This is a genomic window from Serratia sp. K1WW1 (genome assembly GCF_055790865.1).
The window spans coordinates 4,726,599-4,745,385 of record NZ_CM147697.1 but is presented as its reverse complement, the minus strand read 5'-3'; the positions used below and the strand labels follow the sequence as shown (position 1 = coordinate 4,745,385).

Sequence of the window (18,787 nt, the reverse complement as noted above, 5' to 3'; positions counted from 1 at the left end):
CTGAAAAAGGGTTATGTCAGCGGCCTAACGGGTATATTTTTTCAATAAAAGCCCCATAGTCATTAATCGCCTTGGTGATTACGCTATTTGGTGGCGTAGCAATAACCTTGTTATCGCGTTTTAGTTGAAAGGTTTGCTCAGAAAAGGGGGCAATCATGCCGCCATCAGTGCCGGCTACCGAGGCGATGCCATAGCCAGATAACTGCACGGAGGCATAGCTGATATGGTATGGCGTGGGGTTTTTAGCGAGCAATTTTTCCCCTTGCCGTTGCCAACTCACCTTATCCATGGTTTCCAGTGACAGCCCTGGCAACGTGGAAGGGCGGTAAAATACCTTCAGGCGGTTGCGATAGGCGATGGAGAGGTAATTCTGATCCCCTTTCGACTGCGGAGGGACTTCAAGCACGTTGATCCAATATAGCGTCTCGCGGTCGGTGGCATGGCTTACCAACGGTGTTGAGGTAATACGTAAGGTTTGCGCCTTGGCGGGTTCAACTCGTGAAACCGGTGGCATGATCATAAAGGGGACATCACTGTCCTCAGGCGCTGAATTCGCATCGCCTGCATCAATCCAGGATTGCACCAACAGTGGGAAACGGCTTTTATTTTCCAGCTTCAGCGTGATTTCTTTGGCATCACTTGGGTAGATCACACGAGTACCAGATATGACGATACCGGCATGCAAGGAGGAAGAAAAAAATCCGCTTAACAGCAGCGATAGCAGTAGCCAATACTTTTTAATCAAGGGCATAACAATCTCGTCAGTATAGCCGTAGTAAATATGGCCCTGTCATGACAGGGCCATAATCTATTCAGTCAGGTTTTATTGATAAACGATGCTGTATTTAACCGTTGAGGCAACTTGGCCCGGGCCCGCTGCTCCACCTACAGCAATATACTGGCCAATGTAGGTATATTCGGCAGTTTGATTGGCGATGGTTTTCGGCGCATGGTTGTTATTGCCGGATACCAGGTTGATCGGGCTGTTGGTTTCGCCATTCAGGATTTGTACCTGAACATTTGTCGCAGGATTGGTGGCTGAAGTATTTTTCAACCAACCAGTCGCATTATCGATAGCCGGGCTAGTTGGTTCAAAATACACTGAAGCAATCTTACCGTTGGTGCAGTTTAAATCAGTAGGGCCACCCAGTTTGATGGTAAATGGTTCAGGCTTGGCCGTGGCACCGGCATAGCTTAACTCACTGGCACTGACCGTATCTAAAGGCACGTTCAGATCAACAGCACCATTTGGCGTCTGGTCGTTGATCAGGCAAGTGGCGTCAGTGACTTCGCCGGTGAAATTGATATTACCACCCGCTACGGTGATAGCGGCGGAAGCCGGAAGCGCAGCGAAGCCGCCGATAGCCAGTGAGAGAGCCATTACTAATGTAGTTTTTTTCATTACATATGATCCTTGTTAATTATCCTTAAAATACTCTGATCGTTACATGGAGTGATATCAGAGCCGTCATTTCACTATGGCAGTGAAAATGCTGTTCCCTTTTGGTGGTGATAAACAATAAAATCATATTTTTATATATAATGGAGTTACTGAGGCTCCACGTAAGGTATATCCTTTTCCTCGCGAACTTTTAATAAAGTCACTGGCGATACCAATTTTACTTAGCCTTGCTTTGAGCTCGGCAACCACTTGGGTTAATCGGGTGGTTGAAGAGGATAAATAGTAGTTCTCCCAAACCTGTACCAATAACTCCTGGTTGGAAACATAGCCAGAGCTTGCGTGTGCCAATAGATACGTCAGCAACCGCAGCATCGTTTCACGCAGTTTTAGATAGTTGGTAAATCGTTCATCACCATATTCCATGGTATTGTATAGCTTGATTACGGAACCTGATTGTATATCTACCTGAAATTCATTATTGATGATATAGCCAAAAAGAAATAACTCACTATCACCCGTTTCGATGATTGGCGTTGCTGCATGTCTAATTTGACTTGTATCATCCATAATCAACTCCGCTGCATCCACTGCTGAAACTGCCTGACTCTTATTTTATTGGAACTATCAATCCCAAACATGGCTTCATATATTATTGCCTGAGGAGTTATTGTCAATTCATAAAAATAAAAAAATAACCCAAAATAAAAGCGGATAAATCTGTTAATTAGTTTGTTTTTGCTATTTGTGTTTGTTTTTTAGGGTTGGTGGGATTTTTTCGATATTAAATTCTATTACTGTAGTGGATCTAATGCATAAGCATAATGTGCTGTTTTTGGGCGTCTATCGACGTTGGATTTTGTTTCTTCCCTTTTAAATTCTGCGGGGTGAAGTTGAGGTGGAAATAATCAGCGATCTGATGTTTTTCTATTCGGAGAAATCCTAATGACTTTTTATCTTATATTTAATTTTTGCTGTTCGCAAGTAGGATAAATCGCATTAATACCCGGTGTGTATGGATATTAAACATATCTTTGCTTTTTTTATTTATGATTTTAGTATTGGTGGAGAACGCATCCCTTGTGTGGATGATAAGCAGGCCGAATAAATGAATTCGGCCTGGTGATATCAGAGAGGTCTCAGAACAGCACTGAGTAGTTCAAACCAAAGGTACGGCCACGGCCTTTATAGCTGTACAACTCCGGCGCGCCGTAGGTTGGGCTATACAGGATTGGCGCACGTTGGCCCCACACGGTGGTGTAGTCTTTGTCCAACAGGTTCTCTACGCTGAAGCTGACCTTGCCCACCGGCAGGGCATAGCTGCTGAGGACGTCAATGGTGTTATAGCCGTCGAGCTTGCGGCCCTGGCTGTCGGAAACGTCGAAGGTCTGCTGCGACTGCACGCGAACCGTCCAGTCACCCGGTGCCCAGTTGACGTAGGCGGTGGCTTTCGACGGGCTGGCGGTGTCGACGGTCAACTTCTCCCATTTGCCATCGGTCTTGGTTTCCGACTTGATCAGGTTGAAGGTGGCACCGGTGCTCCATTCGCTGTCGTCGAAGAAGTAGTCCACCGCGCCTTCCATGCCATAAATCCGACGTTTGTCAGCGTTCATATTGATGGTCATGTCGGTTTTATTGATGGTGATGGTCTTGTCTGACAGGGAATAGTAGGCCGCAACCTGGGTACGCAGATTGTCGCCGTTGTAGCGCCAGCCCAGCTCGTAGGAGTCAACCTTGATGCCGTCCAGCTTGGAGTCATTGACGTTGACACTTTTTTGCAGCTGATAGTGGCCGTTCACCAGCTTATAGGTGCCGGAGCCGTAATACTTGGCCAGATCCGGGATCTCAAACCCTTGTGAGAAGTTGAACCAGGTCTGCTGGCGTTCTGTCAGATGTGCCAGCAAACCGGCGTTGAACAGCGCGTTATTGTAGTCGGTTTTACCGCCCGGCACGGCATCGGCAGAGGTCGCCAGGCCGTTGGCGATCCCTTGTTGCTGTGCGTAGCCAACAAAATCATCCACCTTGTTTTCGGTGTACTGGTAGCGCACGCCGCCGCTCAGGGTAAACATCGGATCGATGTCGTAGCTGGCCTGCATAAACGGTGCCAGATTGGTAGTGGTATAGCTCGGGTAGCGGCCGACGTTGTAGGCATTTTGCAGCGTCATACCGCCAGACTGCTGGGCCAGCGCCAGATTGAAGAACTGCTGGTTGGCATTGAAGCTTTCATGGTCGGCATCAAAGCCGTAGGTCAGCGTCAGGCTATCGATCGGTTTGCTGTTCAGGGTCAGCTTGCCGCCGTAAAAGTCGGTTTTCTGTTGCGAAGCGCCGATGCTGGTTACCTTGCCGCCGCTCAGGGTCGGGAACGGATAGAAGGTCAGCGATTCATCACGATAATACACCTGCGCCACCAGATCCTGGCCCCAGAAATCGGTGTTGGAGTATTGCAGGTTGATCAGATGGCGCTCGGTGCCTGGAATGCGATCCGAATCCAGATTGCCGCTGTTGTAGGCTGGCCCGTTGCCGGTCACCGCCGAGAAGTTTTGCCCCAGATACAGGCCGTGCTTACCGTCTGACTCACTGTTGAAATATTGCGTGGTCAGCTGCAGCTGCTGGTGATCGTCGATGTTGATGGTGCCGGTGCCCATCAGGTCGATACGATCGGAATATTGCAGGCCGGTTTGGGTGTTGTCGATCAGCACCTCGTCGCCTTTGCCGTCATACCAGCCGCCGTAACGCTGATAGGAGAGCGACAGGCGGCCGAAGGCCTTATCGGTGCCGCCGCTGACCGCTGCCGCCACGTTTTCATCGTGATCGCTGCTGCTGTTAAAGCCGGTTTTACCACCAAGCTGCAGCTCAACCTGTTTTTCTTCCTGGCCCTTCTTGGTCACAATGTTGACCAGGCCACCGGTGCTGCCGCCGCCGTACAGCGAGGTAGCCCCGGAAATCACCTCAATATGGGCGATGTTGAACGGATCGATCGAATCTAGCTGGCGGCTGTCGCTGCGCGATGAGTTCAGGCGCACGCCGTCGATCATCACCATCATCGAGCGGCCACGCAGGTTCATGCCGTAGTTGGTACGGCCCTGGCTGCTGACGTCCATGCCCGGGATCAGCTGCGACAGCACATCCTTGATCTCTTTACCGCCCTGCACCTGCTGCTCAATTTCCTGGCCCTCGATCACCCAGGTGGTCTGGGCCATTTCCGCAACGCTGCGGTGAGAGCGGCTGGCGGAAACTACCAGTTGGTCATCATTTTTTTGTTCTTCTGCCCAGGCCGTTGGTGCGAGCATTGCCAACAGGCAAGGGTTTAGTACCCAGAGGTGTCTGCGTTTCATTGTTGTTCAAACGTTTCCATGGTTAGTTAAAGTTAAAGATGGCGTCGTGTGCAGCTTGGGCGGTGACCGCTGCCTGCTGGCTACGCCATTGGATCACAGCCGGGGTGGACGTTAAGTCGAACTGGTCGCGTCCTAATGCCCGGTTGAGAATACGGGCCGAACGCCAGGCCATCAGGCTGAGCTGGGGTTCGGCAATGCCATGACTGTGCATGCCGGCGTTGACGGCAAACAGACAGTTTTCGCTCGGCCCCTGCCATTCCAGGGTGAAATCCGGCGTGATGCGATACTCATCGTTCGCCGTGGTCAACAGGCGATTGGCTAGCGGTGCGAGAAACGCCGGGCGGTCTTGCTGATAACCGGTAGCGAAGATCACCACGTCGCAGTCGAAGGTTTCCTTGCCCTGATCGAGATGGTGATGGGTGACCAACTGATAGCCATTGTCGGATGCGTGCATCGCGGCCAATGAACGGCTAGGCAGCAGGTGGGCCCAAGGCTTTTCACGTAACACTTCAAAGCGGTGGTACATCGCCTGGTAAATCGCCAGCAGCGATCCGCTGGTGATGCCGTCCGACGTCATTTTCTGCTCGGTCAGCATGCGCTGTTTGGCGCTGTCGCTCAGGGTGTAGAAGCTTTCTACATATTCTGGCGTGAAGTATTCATTGGCGAAGGCAGCTTCATCCAGCGCGTTGTAATTGTTGCGGCGCGAGATCCAGTTCAACTGCTTGGGCTGGCCCCACTCGGCGCGGAAAATATTCAAAAACAGATCGGCCCCGCTTTGGCCGCCGCCGATCACGGTAACGCGTTTGCCGGTAAGATCCGGGTTACGCAGGCTCATTTCACTGGCATGGAAGCAGCGGTCGTTCTGTTCGCTGACGCAGTCCGGCAGCTTGGGCCGCTTGCCTATCCCCAAGCAGATATGGCGAGCACGGTAGACATCGCGCTGGGTGGTGACAACAAATTGGCGTTGCTGGTCGTCAAAATCCACGCTGCGGATGTCTTGGCTGAACTCGAGCGTCTCCAGCCCGTTAGCCGCCCAATCGAGATAGTCGGCGAACTCTTCGCGGGAGACCGTGCGCTGCTCGGTGGTCAGGAAGCGATAAAACTTCTTCCTTTTTACCAGGTAGTTGAGAAAGCTGTACGGATTGGTCGGCGAAACCGCGCTGACCAGATCCTTGAGGAAACTGGTCTGCATATGGCAGTCCGGCACCATCATGCCGGGGTGCCAGGAGAAGTGCGGTTTACGTTCGAAGAACTTGCTGTTAAAGCCGGTAACTTCACTGCCGAGTGCGGCAATGCTCAGATTGAATGGACCGACGCCGATGCCGATGAAATCCAGAGGCTGATTCATTGGGCAAACTCCTTGGAGACCAGATAAAGAGGGTTATCCAGATCTTGCAGATAGTTCGGCAACATGCGGCTGCCGCCATCCTGCTCTGAATAGGTGAGTTTCACCGGGTTGAGTACCACGCGAATAATCTGTGGTTTGAAAAGGTCGAACAGGGCAAAGCGGTCGGCCAGCTGCGGATGTTGCGCCATATAGCGTTCCAGCACCTGTGCCAGCACTTGATAGAAACGCGGTTCGCTTATGCCGCAGCCGCTCATCAGCGGCGAAACGAAACGCAGCACGGTGACGAAATGCCCGGTTTGCAGGTCATGGATCAGATAATCGGCAGGCAGGCGCACCGTCACGTCCTTCACCACCTGCGGCAGTGAAGCGGCCTGTGGGAAGTCCCGATCTACCAGGCGCATATCGCCCTGGAAATCTTTTAGCAGTACCCGCTGCGGCACATGGTCTTTCATCACTAATGTGATGTTCTGGCCGTGGGCGATCAGCGCCACCCCGTAGCAGCACATCAGGTGGTACATCGGCAGCACTACCGCCTGGAACATCTGCGCCAGCCACGCCTCTGCGCTCAGGCCGGAACGGGCGATGTAGGCGGCGATCAGCGGTTCACCCTGATTGTCGGTTTCCATCAGCGTTGCCATCAGGATCGCCTGCTCGCCCGGTTGCAGATAACAGGAGGGGTTTTCACGCCAGATCACCCCAAGCATTTCCTGATAACGGTAGGGGGCCTTGGGCAGTGCTCCGTAGGTTGGGTGGGCCAGATAGCCGGCCGCCGGTTCACCCAGGATCTGGGCGCCGCTGGCCTGCAAGGTGCTGTCGCTGGCGAAAATCTGCTGTAACCAGCGTGAAGCCGCAGGCCCGGCGCTGATGTACTTGCCCGGAATGCCGCGATAGCAGGAGGTGTTGTAAATGGTCAGCGGCAGCTTGATATCGAAGGGCACCTGGCGGCTGGTATTGGTCAAGGTGCGCAGGGACTGCTGAGCCAGATAGCGATCGCCAAACTCGCCCAGCTCAACCAGTTCACCGCTGGCCAGTTGTGGCAGGAAATGCAGCGCAATTTTTTGCTGCCATTGCCATGGATGCAGCGGCACCGGCAGCCAGTCGTTGTTCAACTTCAATTCGTGCCAACGGCGGTCAAAGCGTTGACGTTCCCCGCTGTCCATCGCGCTGTTGAGCAAGTTTTCTAGCGGGAAGTCCTCGTCAATGCACCAGACAAAGCTGCTGCGTTTGGCGGCCACCCAGTGCAGTTGGAACTGGCCCTGATATTCTGGCGCATACTGTTGCAGCGCCGTCAGGCCCCAGCCACGACGCCCCTTGTTGAAGACGAACTTCGGATGGCCTGCCAACAGGCATTGCAGCGCGTCGGCATCCAGTGCAATCAGATCGTTGGCGCTCATCCCGTGGCGAGCGGTGAGTAGCTGCATGTCACCGCGTAGCGTGGCGTACAGATCTTCCAAATGTTCGGCGATCTGCGCGTCGTCCATCTTCAGCACCTGCGCCAGTTGCCGCAGCGTTTGATCGGCGGCCAGCGGCAGGCGATCGCAGCTCAGGCTGTTGGCGTCGATGTGCAACCAACCCCAGATCCCGCGTTTGGCGCTGAAGCGGTAGGTCGTATCACCTAGCGCAATCTGCCATTGCCCGTCGTGCTCCTCGGCTTGCAAGGTGCGCTCATACTCCAGTTCCGCCAGGATCTTGGCGATCATCTGCAGGTTAACGCGTTGCCAATCGGCGTAATCGTGGCGGCTCATACCTGTCCCTCGCGGAAGAAGTCATCACGCTGGTTCATAATCAGCCGTGAACGCTTATGGGGGAAATCAAACTCTTTCAGCGTGTGGTAGCCAGCGGTGGGCAGATGGCGGAACAGCCGCTGATTGTCTGCGCGTGGCTCGGCCACGACGCGAGTGGTGCGGGGTTCATCCAGGTATAAGTAGTGGGTCAGGCCACGTAGCCAGCTGCGGATGTACTGCGCGCCACGCCAGTCCTCTTCACCGACCAGCATGTGCAGGCCGCGATCGAACGGCTGCCAGCGATAGTGGCGGCCAATGCGATCTTCGGGTGCCCAGTAAACTTCGAAATAGCCAAACGGCTGGTCGTCAAAGCAGCCCAGCAGCGGGTAGCAATAGCTGGAATCCAACTGGCGCTGTAAATAGGCGGCCTGAACCTCGAGCGGACCACTCATTTCCCAGAAGGCGTCAACGCGGGGGGAGTTCATCCAACGGGTGAACTGCTCGGCGTCGCGTTCCACTTCGGGCAAACGGAAACTCAAGCTGCGCTTGATTTGTGGATCGTAGCGGCGATAAACCTCACCGCTGGGTCTGGCAGGGCGCTGCGGGAACCACAGCTCGCGCTCGGCGTCGTATTGCATCTGGCCGCCAGCGGTTTGGCGTTCGGCGATCAGCCACAGCGGCAACTGATAGAAGGTTTCACGGGCCAGGTAATCACCGCAGGCCTGGGCGAACAGTGCCAGAGCATGTGGTTCCTCGCGCCATTCGGCATAGGGCAGGGCAATGCCGCTCAGCTGTGGAGCCGCGATCAGCAACTGATCCAAAGCCTGAATCAACCAGCCTGCTGGCAGTGAGCCTGGATAATGCAACGCAGCGCTGCCGTCCAATCCCAGGCTAAGGGACAGGTTTTTCCCCTGCAGTTCGCAGCGGAATCCGCTGGTGGCGTGAACAATCTTGGCAACGGGCATCATTGGTCGGCCTCCACGCGCAGCGGATTGGTGAAATCAAAGTAGATCACTGCCGGATCGACAATGGTGTTCTCATTGTGATCGTGCAGATAGCAGAAGAAGTTACCCTTGCAGTTCCAATGTTGGCTGTCGAGCACATAGTCCAGGCAGCGGGTATTTTTCGCCGTGTTACGCAGCGTGGTTAACGCATCCCGTACTCGTCCCATCAGGCTCTCTTCACTGTCGAACCCTGCTGCCGCCATTGCGGCGGTCACGGCCAACGTCGAATTCACCAGCAGGTAGTAAGGGAAGTAGCGCAACAGCTGCTGCTCGCTAAAGCGGTTCTCCGCTTCGGCTTCGCCGATTTCATCCAACCAAGGCGTGGCATCGCGAGTAAAGCCGCTGCCCTGGCAATCGCGGTACAGCATGCCCACCGGCAAGTCTTGCTGCATTTCCACCAGAATATTTTGCTGATGAGCCAGCAACACCAGGCCGTAGTCGGCTTCGGCGCTGAACAGCGGTAGCAGCACCTGCTGGCAGTAAGCATCCAGCCAGCAATGGGCGGCCTGCTGCAACGGCAAGTTCAGGCGAGCAGCCAGGCGGCGCACTGCCGCGGCTAACAGGCTATCGCCACCGTCTGGTGCTGCTTGCGTCAAGGTAACCAACACGTTGGTTTGGTTCTGCGCCTGACCGAACAGCAGGTTATCGCGCAGCGCCATCAGGCTTTCTTCCTGGATCGTGCCGTCTGCGGAACGTAACCCGGCCCAACCATCTTCCTGCATCACGCGCATCGTTGGATAACGAGCTTGCAACTCCTGCCAGCGGGAGGTCTGTGCCAGCCGTGCCAGACGCATGCCGCGCTTCACTTCTTTTACCGACAGGGTACGCACCGAGTTGGTCAGCCGTACGCTGAGGGAAAACTTGATCATGTCGCGGCTGCCCGCGTGATACAGCGAGCGTGAAGAGCTAGTTGGCAGCCAACGTTCACCGGCCTCACCCAGATCGCTCAGCTTGTGCTGTTCGACCAATTCGCGGCACCAGCTTTGTGCCAGCAGATAATCGGCCTGCCATGGATGCATCGGCAGCAGCCAGACGTCATCGGTAAAATGGCCTAGCAGCTGCGGCGCGCTTTCTGCGGCAAAGCGTTGCAGGCGCTGTTGTAACGTCAGGTCCAGGCTGTCGCCACACAGGTGGTGCTTATCTACCGCAAACCAGCGCAGGGGGAAGCTGCCAGCAAAATCTGGCAGATAGCGCTGTGCCTGCTGCTGATCGAAGGGCTCATGAGATTTCGGTGCCGGGTGGAAGGCATGGCCAGCTAGTAACCCCTGTTCCGCCTGGGCAAAATTCAGCGGCTGGTCACGTAGCTTTGGCCAGTCCAGCCGGATGGCGATCGCCTGTTGGGTATTGTCATGACTTTCCAGCACTCGCTGGCGAAAGCGTGCCAAAACCTCCTCACTCAGCTGGCCTTTTATTGCCGGTTTGGCCAGCAACAACGTAACCAACCGCTCAAAACTCAGCGCTTCACCGTTGCCATTCAGGCAGGCGGGGAACTGATATTGATGATGTTGGGTTGGCGAGATATGCCGTAATGGAATGCGAATGAACTGGCTATCCGAAAGTGGGAGGTGTAGCTGAGGTTGTTGGCTATCGGTTGCCGGAACGATGTGCCAGTCCCGGGTTTCACGCATTAGTGCGTTGAGAAAACATTGCGCAGCCACATCGGTTGCTGCGCTTGCTAACTGGATGGTCATGACCCTTGTCACTCTGGAGCGATTGAGAATGATTCTTATATCAATAGTTCTTATTATTATCAATCGCTGCATGATACAATTTTTTAATTAATTACACATAAAAACATCATTTTCTTAACGGTTATTTTACTTAATGCGCTTATTTTCCGCTTCAAAAATCGTTGCAATTGGTAATGATTCTCCTTCAAACTGGCCGCTGGCGTTTTGTGCCGGGCTATTGGGCATTGGGCAAAATGGTTTGCTGGTCGCATTACCCGTGTTGGTCAGCCTGACCCAGCTCTCGCTGTCGGTGTGGGCAGGGTTGCTAACGTTGGGGTCGATGCTGTTTCTGGTCGGCTCTCCCTGGTGGGGGCGACAGGCAGAAATTCGCGGCTGTAAATACGTGGTGCTTATGGCCCTGGCGGGTTACCTGCTCAGCTTTGCGTTATTGGCCTTGGCCGTGTGGGGGCTGGCTGCTGGCTGGCTGCCTGAAATGGCTGGGTTGGGTGGCTTGATCGTGGCGCGCATTATCTACGGCTTGACAGTATCGGGCATGGTGCCCGCCAGCCAGACTTGGGCGCTGCAACGCGCTGGGTATGAACAACGTATGGCGGCGTTGGCCACTATCAGTTCCGGCCTGAGCTGTGGCCGGTTGCTTGGCCCGCTGTGTGCGGCCCTGGCGCTGTCTTTGCACCCGATGGCTCCGCTGTGGTTGATGGCGATTGCGCCGTTGATCGCGTTACTGGTGATCTGCCGCCAGCATAACGACCCGCCACTGCCTGCGGTGGCGCATCAGCAAAACCGCCTGCGGCTGACGATGATGCCCTATTTATTATGTGCGTTACTGCTGGCGGGCTGTGTCAGCCTGATGCAGCTGGGCTTGGCTCCGCATTTGCAGCGGTTGTTCAGCCATTCGGCGACGACCGTCAGCCACCATGTGGCGGTATTGCTCAGCGTAGCGGCGGGGTGCACGCTGTTGGCACAGTTTATGGTGGTGCGACCGCAGCGCCTTACTGCGCCGCAGCTACTGATGGTTGCCGCTTGGTTGATGATCGCTGGCTTGGGGCTGATGTGTACCGCTCCGCTGGCGCTGTTTTATCTTGGCTGTGCGCTGGCTTCGTTTGGGGCCGCGATGGCGACGCCGGGCTATCAACTGATGTTGAACGATAAGTTATCTACCGGCAAAGGGGCGGGAGCGATCGCCACCAGCCATACGTTAGGCTATGGCGCGAGCGCGCTGATGGTGCCGGTGGTGAGTAAATTTTACGGTGAGTCGCAGTTGGTGGCGGCGGCACTGGCAGCCGCCGTCCTGTTGGGCGGCATTAGCAGCTGGCTATGGTGCCAGCATCGAATGGCAGACATTGCACGGGAGAGTGAGTGATATGTCCGCAAGCTATCGCATCTTTGATCTTACCTTGAAGCACAAGGAAAACGTTTCCCCCTCGCTGCTGCGCTGCGTGTTTACCGGCCCAGAGGTCCAGCGCATGAAGTTGGAAGCCCCGGATCAGCGGATCAAGCTGTTGTTCCCGGTAGCGGAAGGGCATATCCAGCCGTTGACGAATAGCGACGATTGGTACCGTAACTACATGGCGATACCGAAGGAGCAACGGCCCGTGATGCGCACCTACACGTTGCGGGCATTGCGTGCTGCTGAGAATGAAATGGACGTGGAGTTCGTGCTCCATGGCATTAATGGCCCGGCCTCAGCCTGGGCAACACATGCCGTTGCGGGAGATAAACTCCAGGCTGTAGCGCCGAATGCCGATTTTGCTGAGGACAGCGGCGGCTATGAGTGGGCCCCTCCGGCGCAAACCCGGCAGGCGCTGCTGATCGCCGATGAAACGGCACTGCCGGCGGCAATGGGTATCCTCGAGCAGTTGGCGCAACAGGTTAATCCGCCGCGTGTGCAGGCTTTCTTCGAAGTGCCGGTAGCGGGGGACTGCCTCGATATGGCGCACTTCCCGTTTGCCGAGGTTTACTGGCTGCCACGGGACGTTGGACATCAGCAACTGCATGGCACGCTGCTGGTGGAGGCGGTGCGTCAGCGCGTTAACATCCCTGCCTCGGCACGGGCCGAAGCGCAGTCTCTGGCTGAAAACAGCCTCGGCGGGGATTTGCTGTGGGAGCGTGCCGAAGGGGCCAAGACCTTTTACGCCTGGGTGGCGGCGGAGTCTTCGGTGGTGAAAACGTTGCGTCGTTACCTGATTGGCGAACGCGATCTGGACCGTTCCACGGTGAACTTTATGGCGTACTGGTGTTAAGTTTCTGAGCCTACTAAATTGCTGTGCCTAATAGTGCTACAGGTGGAAGTCATGCAGATCACCGACACGCCGTGAACCCGTCCCTGGGGGCTCGAATCGCGCATCCATGCGCTCAACGGTCGGTTAACCTGCATGACTCCCACCTGTTTCAGGCTTAATGTGTCGCGGTATAAACACCATTATCTTACAGCCTATGCCATCAGCGGGATCTCTGTGTCCTCACCATTCTCCAATTTAGCCAGCCAGTGATCAGCTTCTTCCATTGTCAGAAAGTTACCTTCGGTTTGGTAGGTTTCCCATGCTTGTAACAGATCCAAATGCAAGCGTTGTCTGGGGTCATCATCAACTTTAATCGGGGTTATCGTCGCCATAAGTCGTCCTAAGTCGTGAGAGGCAAAATCATTCCCTACAATAAATCGCTCAAACAGTTGTTGTCTAGTTTTTGAGCATGCATGACTGTCTAAATTTCAACGCTGGCAGCCGCTTTGGCTGCTGTGCTATGTTCCGCTGAAACAAAAGTTACAGCGGAACATAGCAATGAAACAGATTGATGAGCGCCTGCGCAGCGAATATCCGCAATTGGCCCCTCAAGAGCAGCGGGTGGCCGACTTTATCTTCGATCACTTTGACGACCTGATTAGCTATAACAGCACCGAGTTGGCGCGCCTGAGCGGGGTGTCCAAGGCCACGGTCAGCCGTTTATTCAAGCGCCTGGGCTATACCAGCTATCGCGCAATGCGTGACGAGCTGCGCACCCTGCGCCAAAGCGGTATGCCATTGACCGAGAACCGTGACGCGGTGCAGGGGAATACCTTGCTGGCCCGCCATTACCAGCAGGAAATGGCCAATCTGACGCACTGGGTGCAGCAGATTGATGCGGCACAGTTTGGCGCTGTGATTGCTGCCATGGGGCAATCCCGGCGGCTGCTGCTGCTGGGGATGCGCAACAGCTATCCCGTCGCGATGCATTTGCGCCAGCAACTGATGCAGGTACGTGAGCAGGTTTTGTTAATACCGCAGCCGGGCCAAACCTTGGCCGAAGATCTGGTGGATCTGGGGTCACAGGATATGGTGGTGGTAGTGGCATTTCGCCGCCGTCCACGTCTGGCGCGAGAGATATTGCAACAGTTGCAGATCAAGCAGGTGCCAACGTTGTTGATCTGCGAACCACAGGCCCAGGCGCTGATCCCGTTGGCTAGCTGGCATTTGATGACGCCGCTCGATAGCGTCTCGGCGTTTGACAGTTACTCCAGTGCCATGAGCCTGGCGAGCCTGCTGAGCAATGCGTTGCTGCATGACAGGTTGTCGCAAGGGCGGCAGCGTATTCATCAGGTCGCCAATCTGTTCAGCGATCTGGAGGAGTTGGAGCAGCGCTGAAGCGTTGGTTTTCACGCGGCTAAAAGGGCGCTGTATGCTGCGTCCGTTGATTCTTTAGTTGCAGATAAATAATTTAAGAATCTTTTGTTTCATCCTTTCTCGCTTGGCGATAATCTAGCAATAACAAAAAACCGGCCGGTCGCAGACGTAGCAATCTCCAGGCTAAGTTATTAAGTTGACAAGGAATGAACATGCTAGCTATCAATCAATTCGATCAAATCAATCCACCGCACCGCCTACTGATGGGCCCAGGGCCGATCAATGCCGATCCGCGCGTGCTGCGTGCCATGTCCAGCCAGTTGATTGGCCAATACGATCCGGCCATGACCGGCTATATGAATCAGGTGATGGAGCTGTATCGCGCCCTGTTCCGTACGCAGAACCGCTGGACGATGCTGATAGACGGGACTTCGCGTGCCGGTATCGAGGCGATGCTGGTCTCTGCCATTCGCCCCGGGGATAAAGTGCTGGTGCCGGTATTTGGCCGTTTTGGCCATCTGTTGTGTGAAATCGCCCGCCGCTGCCGTGCCGAAGTGCACACCATCGAAGCGCCTTGGGGTGAAGTATTCAGTGCCGATCGGATCGAGGATGCGATCAAAAAAGTACGGCCACGCCTATTGCTGACGGTGCAAGGGGATACCTCCACCACCATGCTGCAACCGCTGGCGGAATTAGGGGACATCTGTCGCCGCCACGGCGTCCTGTTCTATACCGATGCTACCGCCTCTTTCGCCGGTAACGAGTTGGAAACCGATGCCTGGGGTTTGGATGCGGTGTCCGCAGGGTTGCAAAAATGCCTCGGTGGCCCTTCCGGCAGTTCTCCAATCACCCTTAGCCCGCAGTTTGAAGAGATCGTGCGCCGCCGTAAGTGCGTTGAAGAGGGGATCCGTACCGTCGATCACACAGACGGTGACGACGAGATGATCTACTCCAACTATTTCGATCTCGGCATGATCATGGATTACTGGGGGCCGGAGCGCCTGAACCACCATACGGAAGCCACCAGCATGCTGTTTGCTGCGCGTGAATGTGCTCGGGTGATCCTGGAGGAGGGGCTGGATAAGGCTATTGCCCGCCATAAATTGAATGGCGCGGCGATGTTGGCCGGGATCCAGGGGATGGGGCTGGAGGTCTTTGGCGATATCGCCAACAAGATGAACAACGTGCTGGGCGTGGTGATCCCGCAGGGCATCCATGGCGAGCAGGTACGCCAGATGATGCTCAATGACTTCGCCATCGAAATCGGCACCTCGTTTGGCCCGTTGCAGGGCAAGATCTGGCGGATTGGCACCATGGGGTATAACGCGCGGAAAGACTGCGTGCTGCAAACGTTGGCCGCGCTGGAAGCGGTACTCAACCGTCTCGGTTTTGTTAGCCCGCAGGGTGAAGCTATGCAGGCAGCATGGAACATTTACCAGGCCGAGCAGAACTGATGGCAATGCTGCTGACCCCTCTGGAAGCGGAACGAGCCGCGGCCAGAGTGATGGCTCGCTGCGACGAACTGGCGGCCATCAGCAGCACGCCAGGCCAACTGACGCGGGTTTATCTCTCCCCAGAACATTTACGCGCCAACCAGCTGGTTGGGAATTGGATGCGCGAGCTGGGGATGGAGGTCTGGCAAGACGGCGTGGGCAATATCTGCGGGCGTTACGAAGGGCTGCAACCGGCCGCACCGGCGCTGCTGCTTGGCTCTCATCTGGATTCGGTGCGCAACGCGGGGCGCTACGATGGCATGCTGGGGGTTTTGACCGCGCTCGAGGTTGTCGCCTTGTTGCATAGCCGCAATCGGCGTTTGCCGCAGGCGCTCGAGGTGATCGGTTTTGCCGACGAAGAGGGCACGCGGTTTGGCATTACCTTGCTCGGCAGCAAAGGGATCACCGGGCAGTGGGCAGAGGATTGGCTGGCATGCACCGATGCTGAGGGTATCAGCGTGGCCGAGGCTATGCGTGACGTGGGTCTTGATCCTGCGGCTGTGGGTTCTGCCGAGCGTGCACAAGACTCGATCTGCGCCTATCTCGAACTGCATATTGAACAGGGGCCTTGTCTTGAAGCCGCCGGTCAGGCTCTGGGAGTGGTCACGGCGATTAACGGTGCGCGCCGCCTCAACTGTTCTTTTACCGGACATGCTGGTCATGCAGGGACCGTGCCGATGGGGCAGCGCCGGGATGCGCTGGCTGCCGCCGCTGAATGGATGGTCACGGTTGAGCGGCACACCATGGAATACGATCCGCATGTGGTTGCCACGGTCGGTCAGATCGAAAGCTTTCCGGGAGCAGTTAATGTGATCCCTGGGCAGGTCAGGTTATCTCTCGACGTTCGTGGCCCGCAAGATGAATTGCTGGACGCGTTGCTGGCCGAATTACTGGCACAGGCGCAGAGCATTGGCGCGCGTCGCGGAGTCGGCTTCGACAGCGAGGAGTTCTACCGCATACCGGCTACCGCTTGTGACCCTCAGTTGCAGCAGTATTGGCATGACGCGGTAGTGCAGGTACAAGGGAGCAGCCCGATATTGCCTAGCGGTGCGGGGCATGATGCCATAGCTGTCGCCGCCCGTTGGCCGGTGGGGATGCTGTTTGTCCGTTGTGCTGGGGGGATCAGCCATCATCCTGATGAGGCTGTAACCACCTGCGACGTAGCGCAGGCAGTTCAGGCTTATTGCCAAATCGTGGCGAATTGGCCCGCGATATCCCCTACTCAGTCATGCAGCTGGAAGCCATCCGCATCACGCCAGGCAGGGAAAGCGTTGCGGTAGGTTTGTAGCGTTTCCAGCGAAAGCTCGGCATCCAGCCTCGCTGCCTGGCCCGCTTCTGCGCTGGCCAACCGTTCCCCCTGCGGGCTGATAATCAGGCTGTCACCGCTGTAATTCAGGCCGTTGCCGTCCTCGCCCACGCGGTTGCACCCCGCCACGTAAATCTGGTTTTCAATCGCCCGTGCTGCCAGCAGCGTTTGCCAGTGCATGCTGCGCGCCGCCGGCCAGTTGGCCACGTACAGGGCCAGATCGTAATCCTGTTGATAGCGTGACCACACCGGGAAGCGCAGGTCATAACAGATCTGCGGCAGGATACGCCAGCCGCGCCATTCGAAAATGGTGCGCTGTTTCCCAGCCTGATAGTGTTGGTGTTCACCGGCCATGCGGAACAGATGGCGTTTATCATAGCTATGCACCTTGCCGCCGGGCTCCACCAGCAGGAAACGGTTAACCGCCCCTTCGGCCGTTTTCAACGCTACGCTGCCACCCACCAAGGCGTTGGTTTTCACCGCCCAGGTATGTAACCAATCAATCACCTGTTGTTCTGGCAACGCGCTTTCCCCGGCATCCATAGCAAAGCCGGTAGTAAACATTTCCGGCAGTACAATCAGATCGCGGTCGGTCATTGAGGGCAACAAGGCATCGAACTGGCGCAGGTTGGCCTCACCTTGGCGCCAGACCAGCGGTTGCTGCAACAGGGTAATTTTTAGAGTCGACATAGGCGCTCCGCAGCGGCATCCAGCGTGGCATCTTGCTTCGCGAAGCACAGCCGGATCAGTTTATGGGGGAAAGGATCGGCACAGAAAACGGACAGCGGGATCGCCGCCACGCCTGCGTGCTCGGTCAGCCAATGGCAGAAGGCGACGTCATCCAGATCGGAAATGGCGCTGTAATCGGCCAGTAAGAAGTAAGTGCCTTCACAAGGCAGAATTTCCAGCCTGCTGTTAGCTAACGCCTGCACAAAACGATCGCGTTTGGCTCGGTAGAACGCGGGTAGCTGCTGCCAGTGTTCTGGCTCATTGCGTAGCATATCGGCCAAGGCTAACTGGGCAGGGGTGTTGACCGAGAACGTCAGATACTGGTGAACCTTGCGCACCTCGGTACTTAACGCTGCCGGGGCCACGCAATAACCCACTTTCCAGCCGGTCATATGGAAGGTTTTGCCAAACGAGGAAACGGCGATCGCCCGCTGACGCAGTTGCGGATGGGCCAGCACGCTGGCGTGCCCCCCTTTGGCAAAACAGATATGTTCGTAAACCTCATCGCTCAGGATATAGATTTCCCGATCGGCGATGGCGGCCCATAGCTGCTGCATATCCTCTGCCGACCAGGCCGTGGCGGAGGGGTTCTGCGGAGTGTTGAGGATCACCAGCCGCGTGCGCGGTGAAAGCTGTTCGGCAAACCGTTGCCAATCCACCTTGAAGGTTGGCGGTTGCAGGGCAATGCGCTTCAGAACGCCGCCGGAAAGCTGCACCGCCGGGGCATAGCTGTCGTAGCTTGGATCGAAGCAAATCACTTCATCGCCGGAGCGTACCAGGGCGCTGATTGCAGCGAACAACGCTTCGGTGGCACCCGCAGTGACGGTCACTTCACTATTGGCATCGGGTTGCCAGCCGTAGAGCTGAGCGGTTTTTTCCGCAATGGCCTCACGCAGCGGCGCTGCGCCCGTCATCGGTGCGTATTGGTTTGCCCCCTGGCTGACGTGCCAGCTCAGGCGCTGTTTTAAATACTCCGGGCCATCAAAATCCGGGAAGCCCTGCGACAGGTTGATCGCCTGATGCTGCTGCGCCAGAGCGCTCATCTGGGTAAAGATGGTGGTGCCGAGGTCGGGTAACTTGCTGGCTGGGACAGGTGCGGTACTCATTCAGGCTATTTCTCCTGGCGCTTATGTTGCGAATAATATAGCACGATGTTAATGTT

At 55.9% G+C, this 18,787-nt stretch carries 16 protein-coding genes; 5 read left to right on the top strand and 11 right to left on the bottom strand.

Annotated features, from left to right (window positions below):
• Positions 1–16: 16 nt before the first annotated feature.
• The 8 genes from ACX9GU_RS21555 to ACX9GU_RS21520 all read right to left on the bottom strand — a co-directional run bounded on the left by ACX9GU_RS21555 (position 17) and on the right by ACX9GU_RS21520 (position 10,501).
• On the bottom strand, positions 17–751 hold the full coding sequence (locus ACX9GU_RS21555; RefSeq protein WP_473192871.1) for a fimbrial biogenesis chaperone: 735 nt from the start codon (positions 749–751) through the stop codon (positions 17–19).
• 72 nt (positions 752–823) lie between these two features.
• Positions 824–1,402: a fimbrial protein gene (locus tag ACX9GU_RS21550; protein WP_473192870.1), complete on the bottom strand. Its 579-nt coding sequence runs from the start codon at positions 1,400–1,402 to the stop codon at positions 824–826.
• A 123-nt stretch (positions 1,403–1,525) separates the two neighbouring features.
• Positions 1,526–1,969: a winged helix-turn-helix domain-containing protein gene (locus ACX9GU_RS21545; protein WP_473192869.1), complete on the bottom strand. Its 444-nt coding sequence runs from the start codon at positions 1,967–1,969 to the stop codon at positions 1,526–1,528.
• A 569-nt stretch (positions 1,970–2,538) separates the two neighbouring features.
• Positions 2,539–4,734 carry a TonB-dependent siderophore receptor gene (locus tag ACX9GU_RS21540; RefSeq protein WP_473192868.1) on the bottom strand — a complete coding sequence of 732 codons (2,196 nt, stop codon included), beginning with the start codon at positions 4,732–4,734 and terminating at the stop codon, positions 2,539–2,541.
• Positions 4,735–4,756: 22 nt separating this feature from the next.
• A complete protein-coding gene (locus ACX9GU_RS21535; protein WP_473192867.1) occupies positions 4,757–6,082 on the bottom strand; it encodes a lysine N(6)-hydroxylase/L-ornithine N(5)-oxygenase family protein in 1,326 nt (441 codons plus the stop codon).
• Positions 6,079–7,827 carry an aerobactin synthase IucC gene (gene iucC, locus ACX9GU_RS21530; protein WP_473192866.1) on the bottom strand — a complete coding sequence of 583 codons (1,749 nt, stop codon included), beginning with the start codon at positions 7,825–7,827 and terminating at the stop codon, positions 6,079–6,081. The genes ACX9GU_RS21535 and iucC overlap by 4 nt, the downstream gene beginning before the upstream one ends.
• On the bottom strand, positions 7,824–8,774 hold the full coding sequence (locus tag ACX9GU_RS21525) for a GNAT family N-acetyltransferase (RefSeq protein WP_473192865.1): 951 nt from the start codon (positions 8,772–8,774) through the stop codon (positions 7,824–7,826). Before ACX9GU_RS21525 ends, iucC begins: the two co-directional genes overlap by 4 nt.
• Entirely contained in the window at positions 8,771–10,501 is a 1,731-nt protein-coding gene (locus ACX9GU_RS21520; protein WP_473192864.1) for an IucA/IucC family protein, read from the bottom strand. The genes ACX9GU_RS21525 and ACX9GU_RS21520 overlap by 4 nt, the downstream gene beginning before the upstream one ends.
• Positions 10,502–10,634: 133 nt before the next feature.
• Between ACX9GU_RS21520 and ACX9GU_RS21515 the strand changes: the two genes are divergently transcribed.
• Positions 10,635–11,861, top strand: coding sequence for an MFS transporter (locus ACX9GU_RS21515; protein ID WP_473192863.1), 1,227 nt, complete (start codon positions 10,635–10,637; stop codon positions 11,859–11,861).
• Between the two features lies 1 nt (position 11,862).
• Positions 11,863–12,741, top strand: coding sequence for a siderophore-interacting protein (locus tag ACX9GU_RS21510; RefSeq protein WP_473192862.1), 879 nt, complete (start codon positions 11,863–11,865; stop codon positions 12,739–12,741).
• A 191-nt stretch (positions 12,742–12,932) separates the two neighbouring features.
• Here ACX9GU_RS21510 and ACX9GU_RS21505 read toward each other — a convergent pair whose 3' ends face one another.
• A complete protein-coding gene (locus tag ACX9GU_RS21505; protein WP_179249124.1) occupies positions 12,933–13,112 on the bottom strand; it encodes a transcriptional regulator in 180 nt (59 codons plus the stop codon).
• Between the two features lie 166 nt (positions 13,113–13,278).
• Here ACX9GU_RS21505 and ACX9GU_RS21500 point away from each other — a divergent pair, with 166 nt between their 5' ends.
• From ACX9GU_RS21500 to hpxK, 3 genes are all read left to right on the top strand, one after another.
• Positions 13,279–14,118, top strand: coding sequence for a MurR/RpiR family transcriptional regulator (locus ACX9GU_RS21500; protein ID WP_473192861.1), 840 nt, complete (start codon positions 13,279–13,281; stop codon positions 14,116–14,118).
• A 191-nt stretch (positions 14,119–14,309) separates the two neighbouring features.
• Positions 14,310–15,551, top strand: coding sequence for a pyridoxal-phosphate-dependent aminotransferase family protein (locus ACX9GU_RS21495; RefSeq protein WP_473192860.1), 1,242 nt, complete (start codon positions 14,310–14,312; stop codon positions 15,549–15,551).
• Positions 15,551–16,870, top strand: a complete 1,320-nt coding sequence (gene hpxK / locus ACX9GU_RS21490) for an allantoate amidohydrolase (protein ID WP_473195229.1) — start codon at positions 15,551–15,553, stop codon at positions 16,868–16,870. Before ACX9GU_RS21495 ends, hpxK begins: the two co-directional genes overlap by 1 nt.
• Here the strand turns inward: hpxK and ACX9GU_RS21485 are convergent.
• Together ACX9GU_RS21485 and ACX9GU_RS21480 are read right to left on the bottom strand one after the other, a co-directional pair.
• Complete coding sequence (locus tag ACX9GU_RS21485; protein ID WP_473192859.1) at positions 16,813–17,586, bottom strand: amidohydrolase; 774 nt, start codon at positions 17,584–17,586, stop codon at positions 16,813–16,815. The genes hpxK and ACX9GU_RS21485 overlap by 58 nt on opposite strands.
• Positions 17,574–18,731 carry a pyridoxal phosphate-dependent aminotransferase gene (locus ACX9GU_RS21480; protein ID WP_473192858.1) on the bottom strand — a complete coding sequence of 386 codons (1,158 nt, stop codon included), beginning with the start codon at positions 18,729–18,731 and terminating at the stop codon, positions 17,574–17,576. Before ACX9GU_RS21480 ends, ACX9GU_RS21485 begins: the two co-directional genes overlap by 13 nt.
• Between the last annotated feature and the right edge of the window lie 56 nt (positions 18,732–18,787).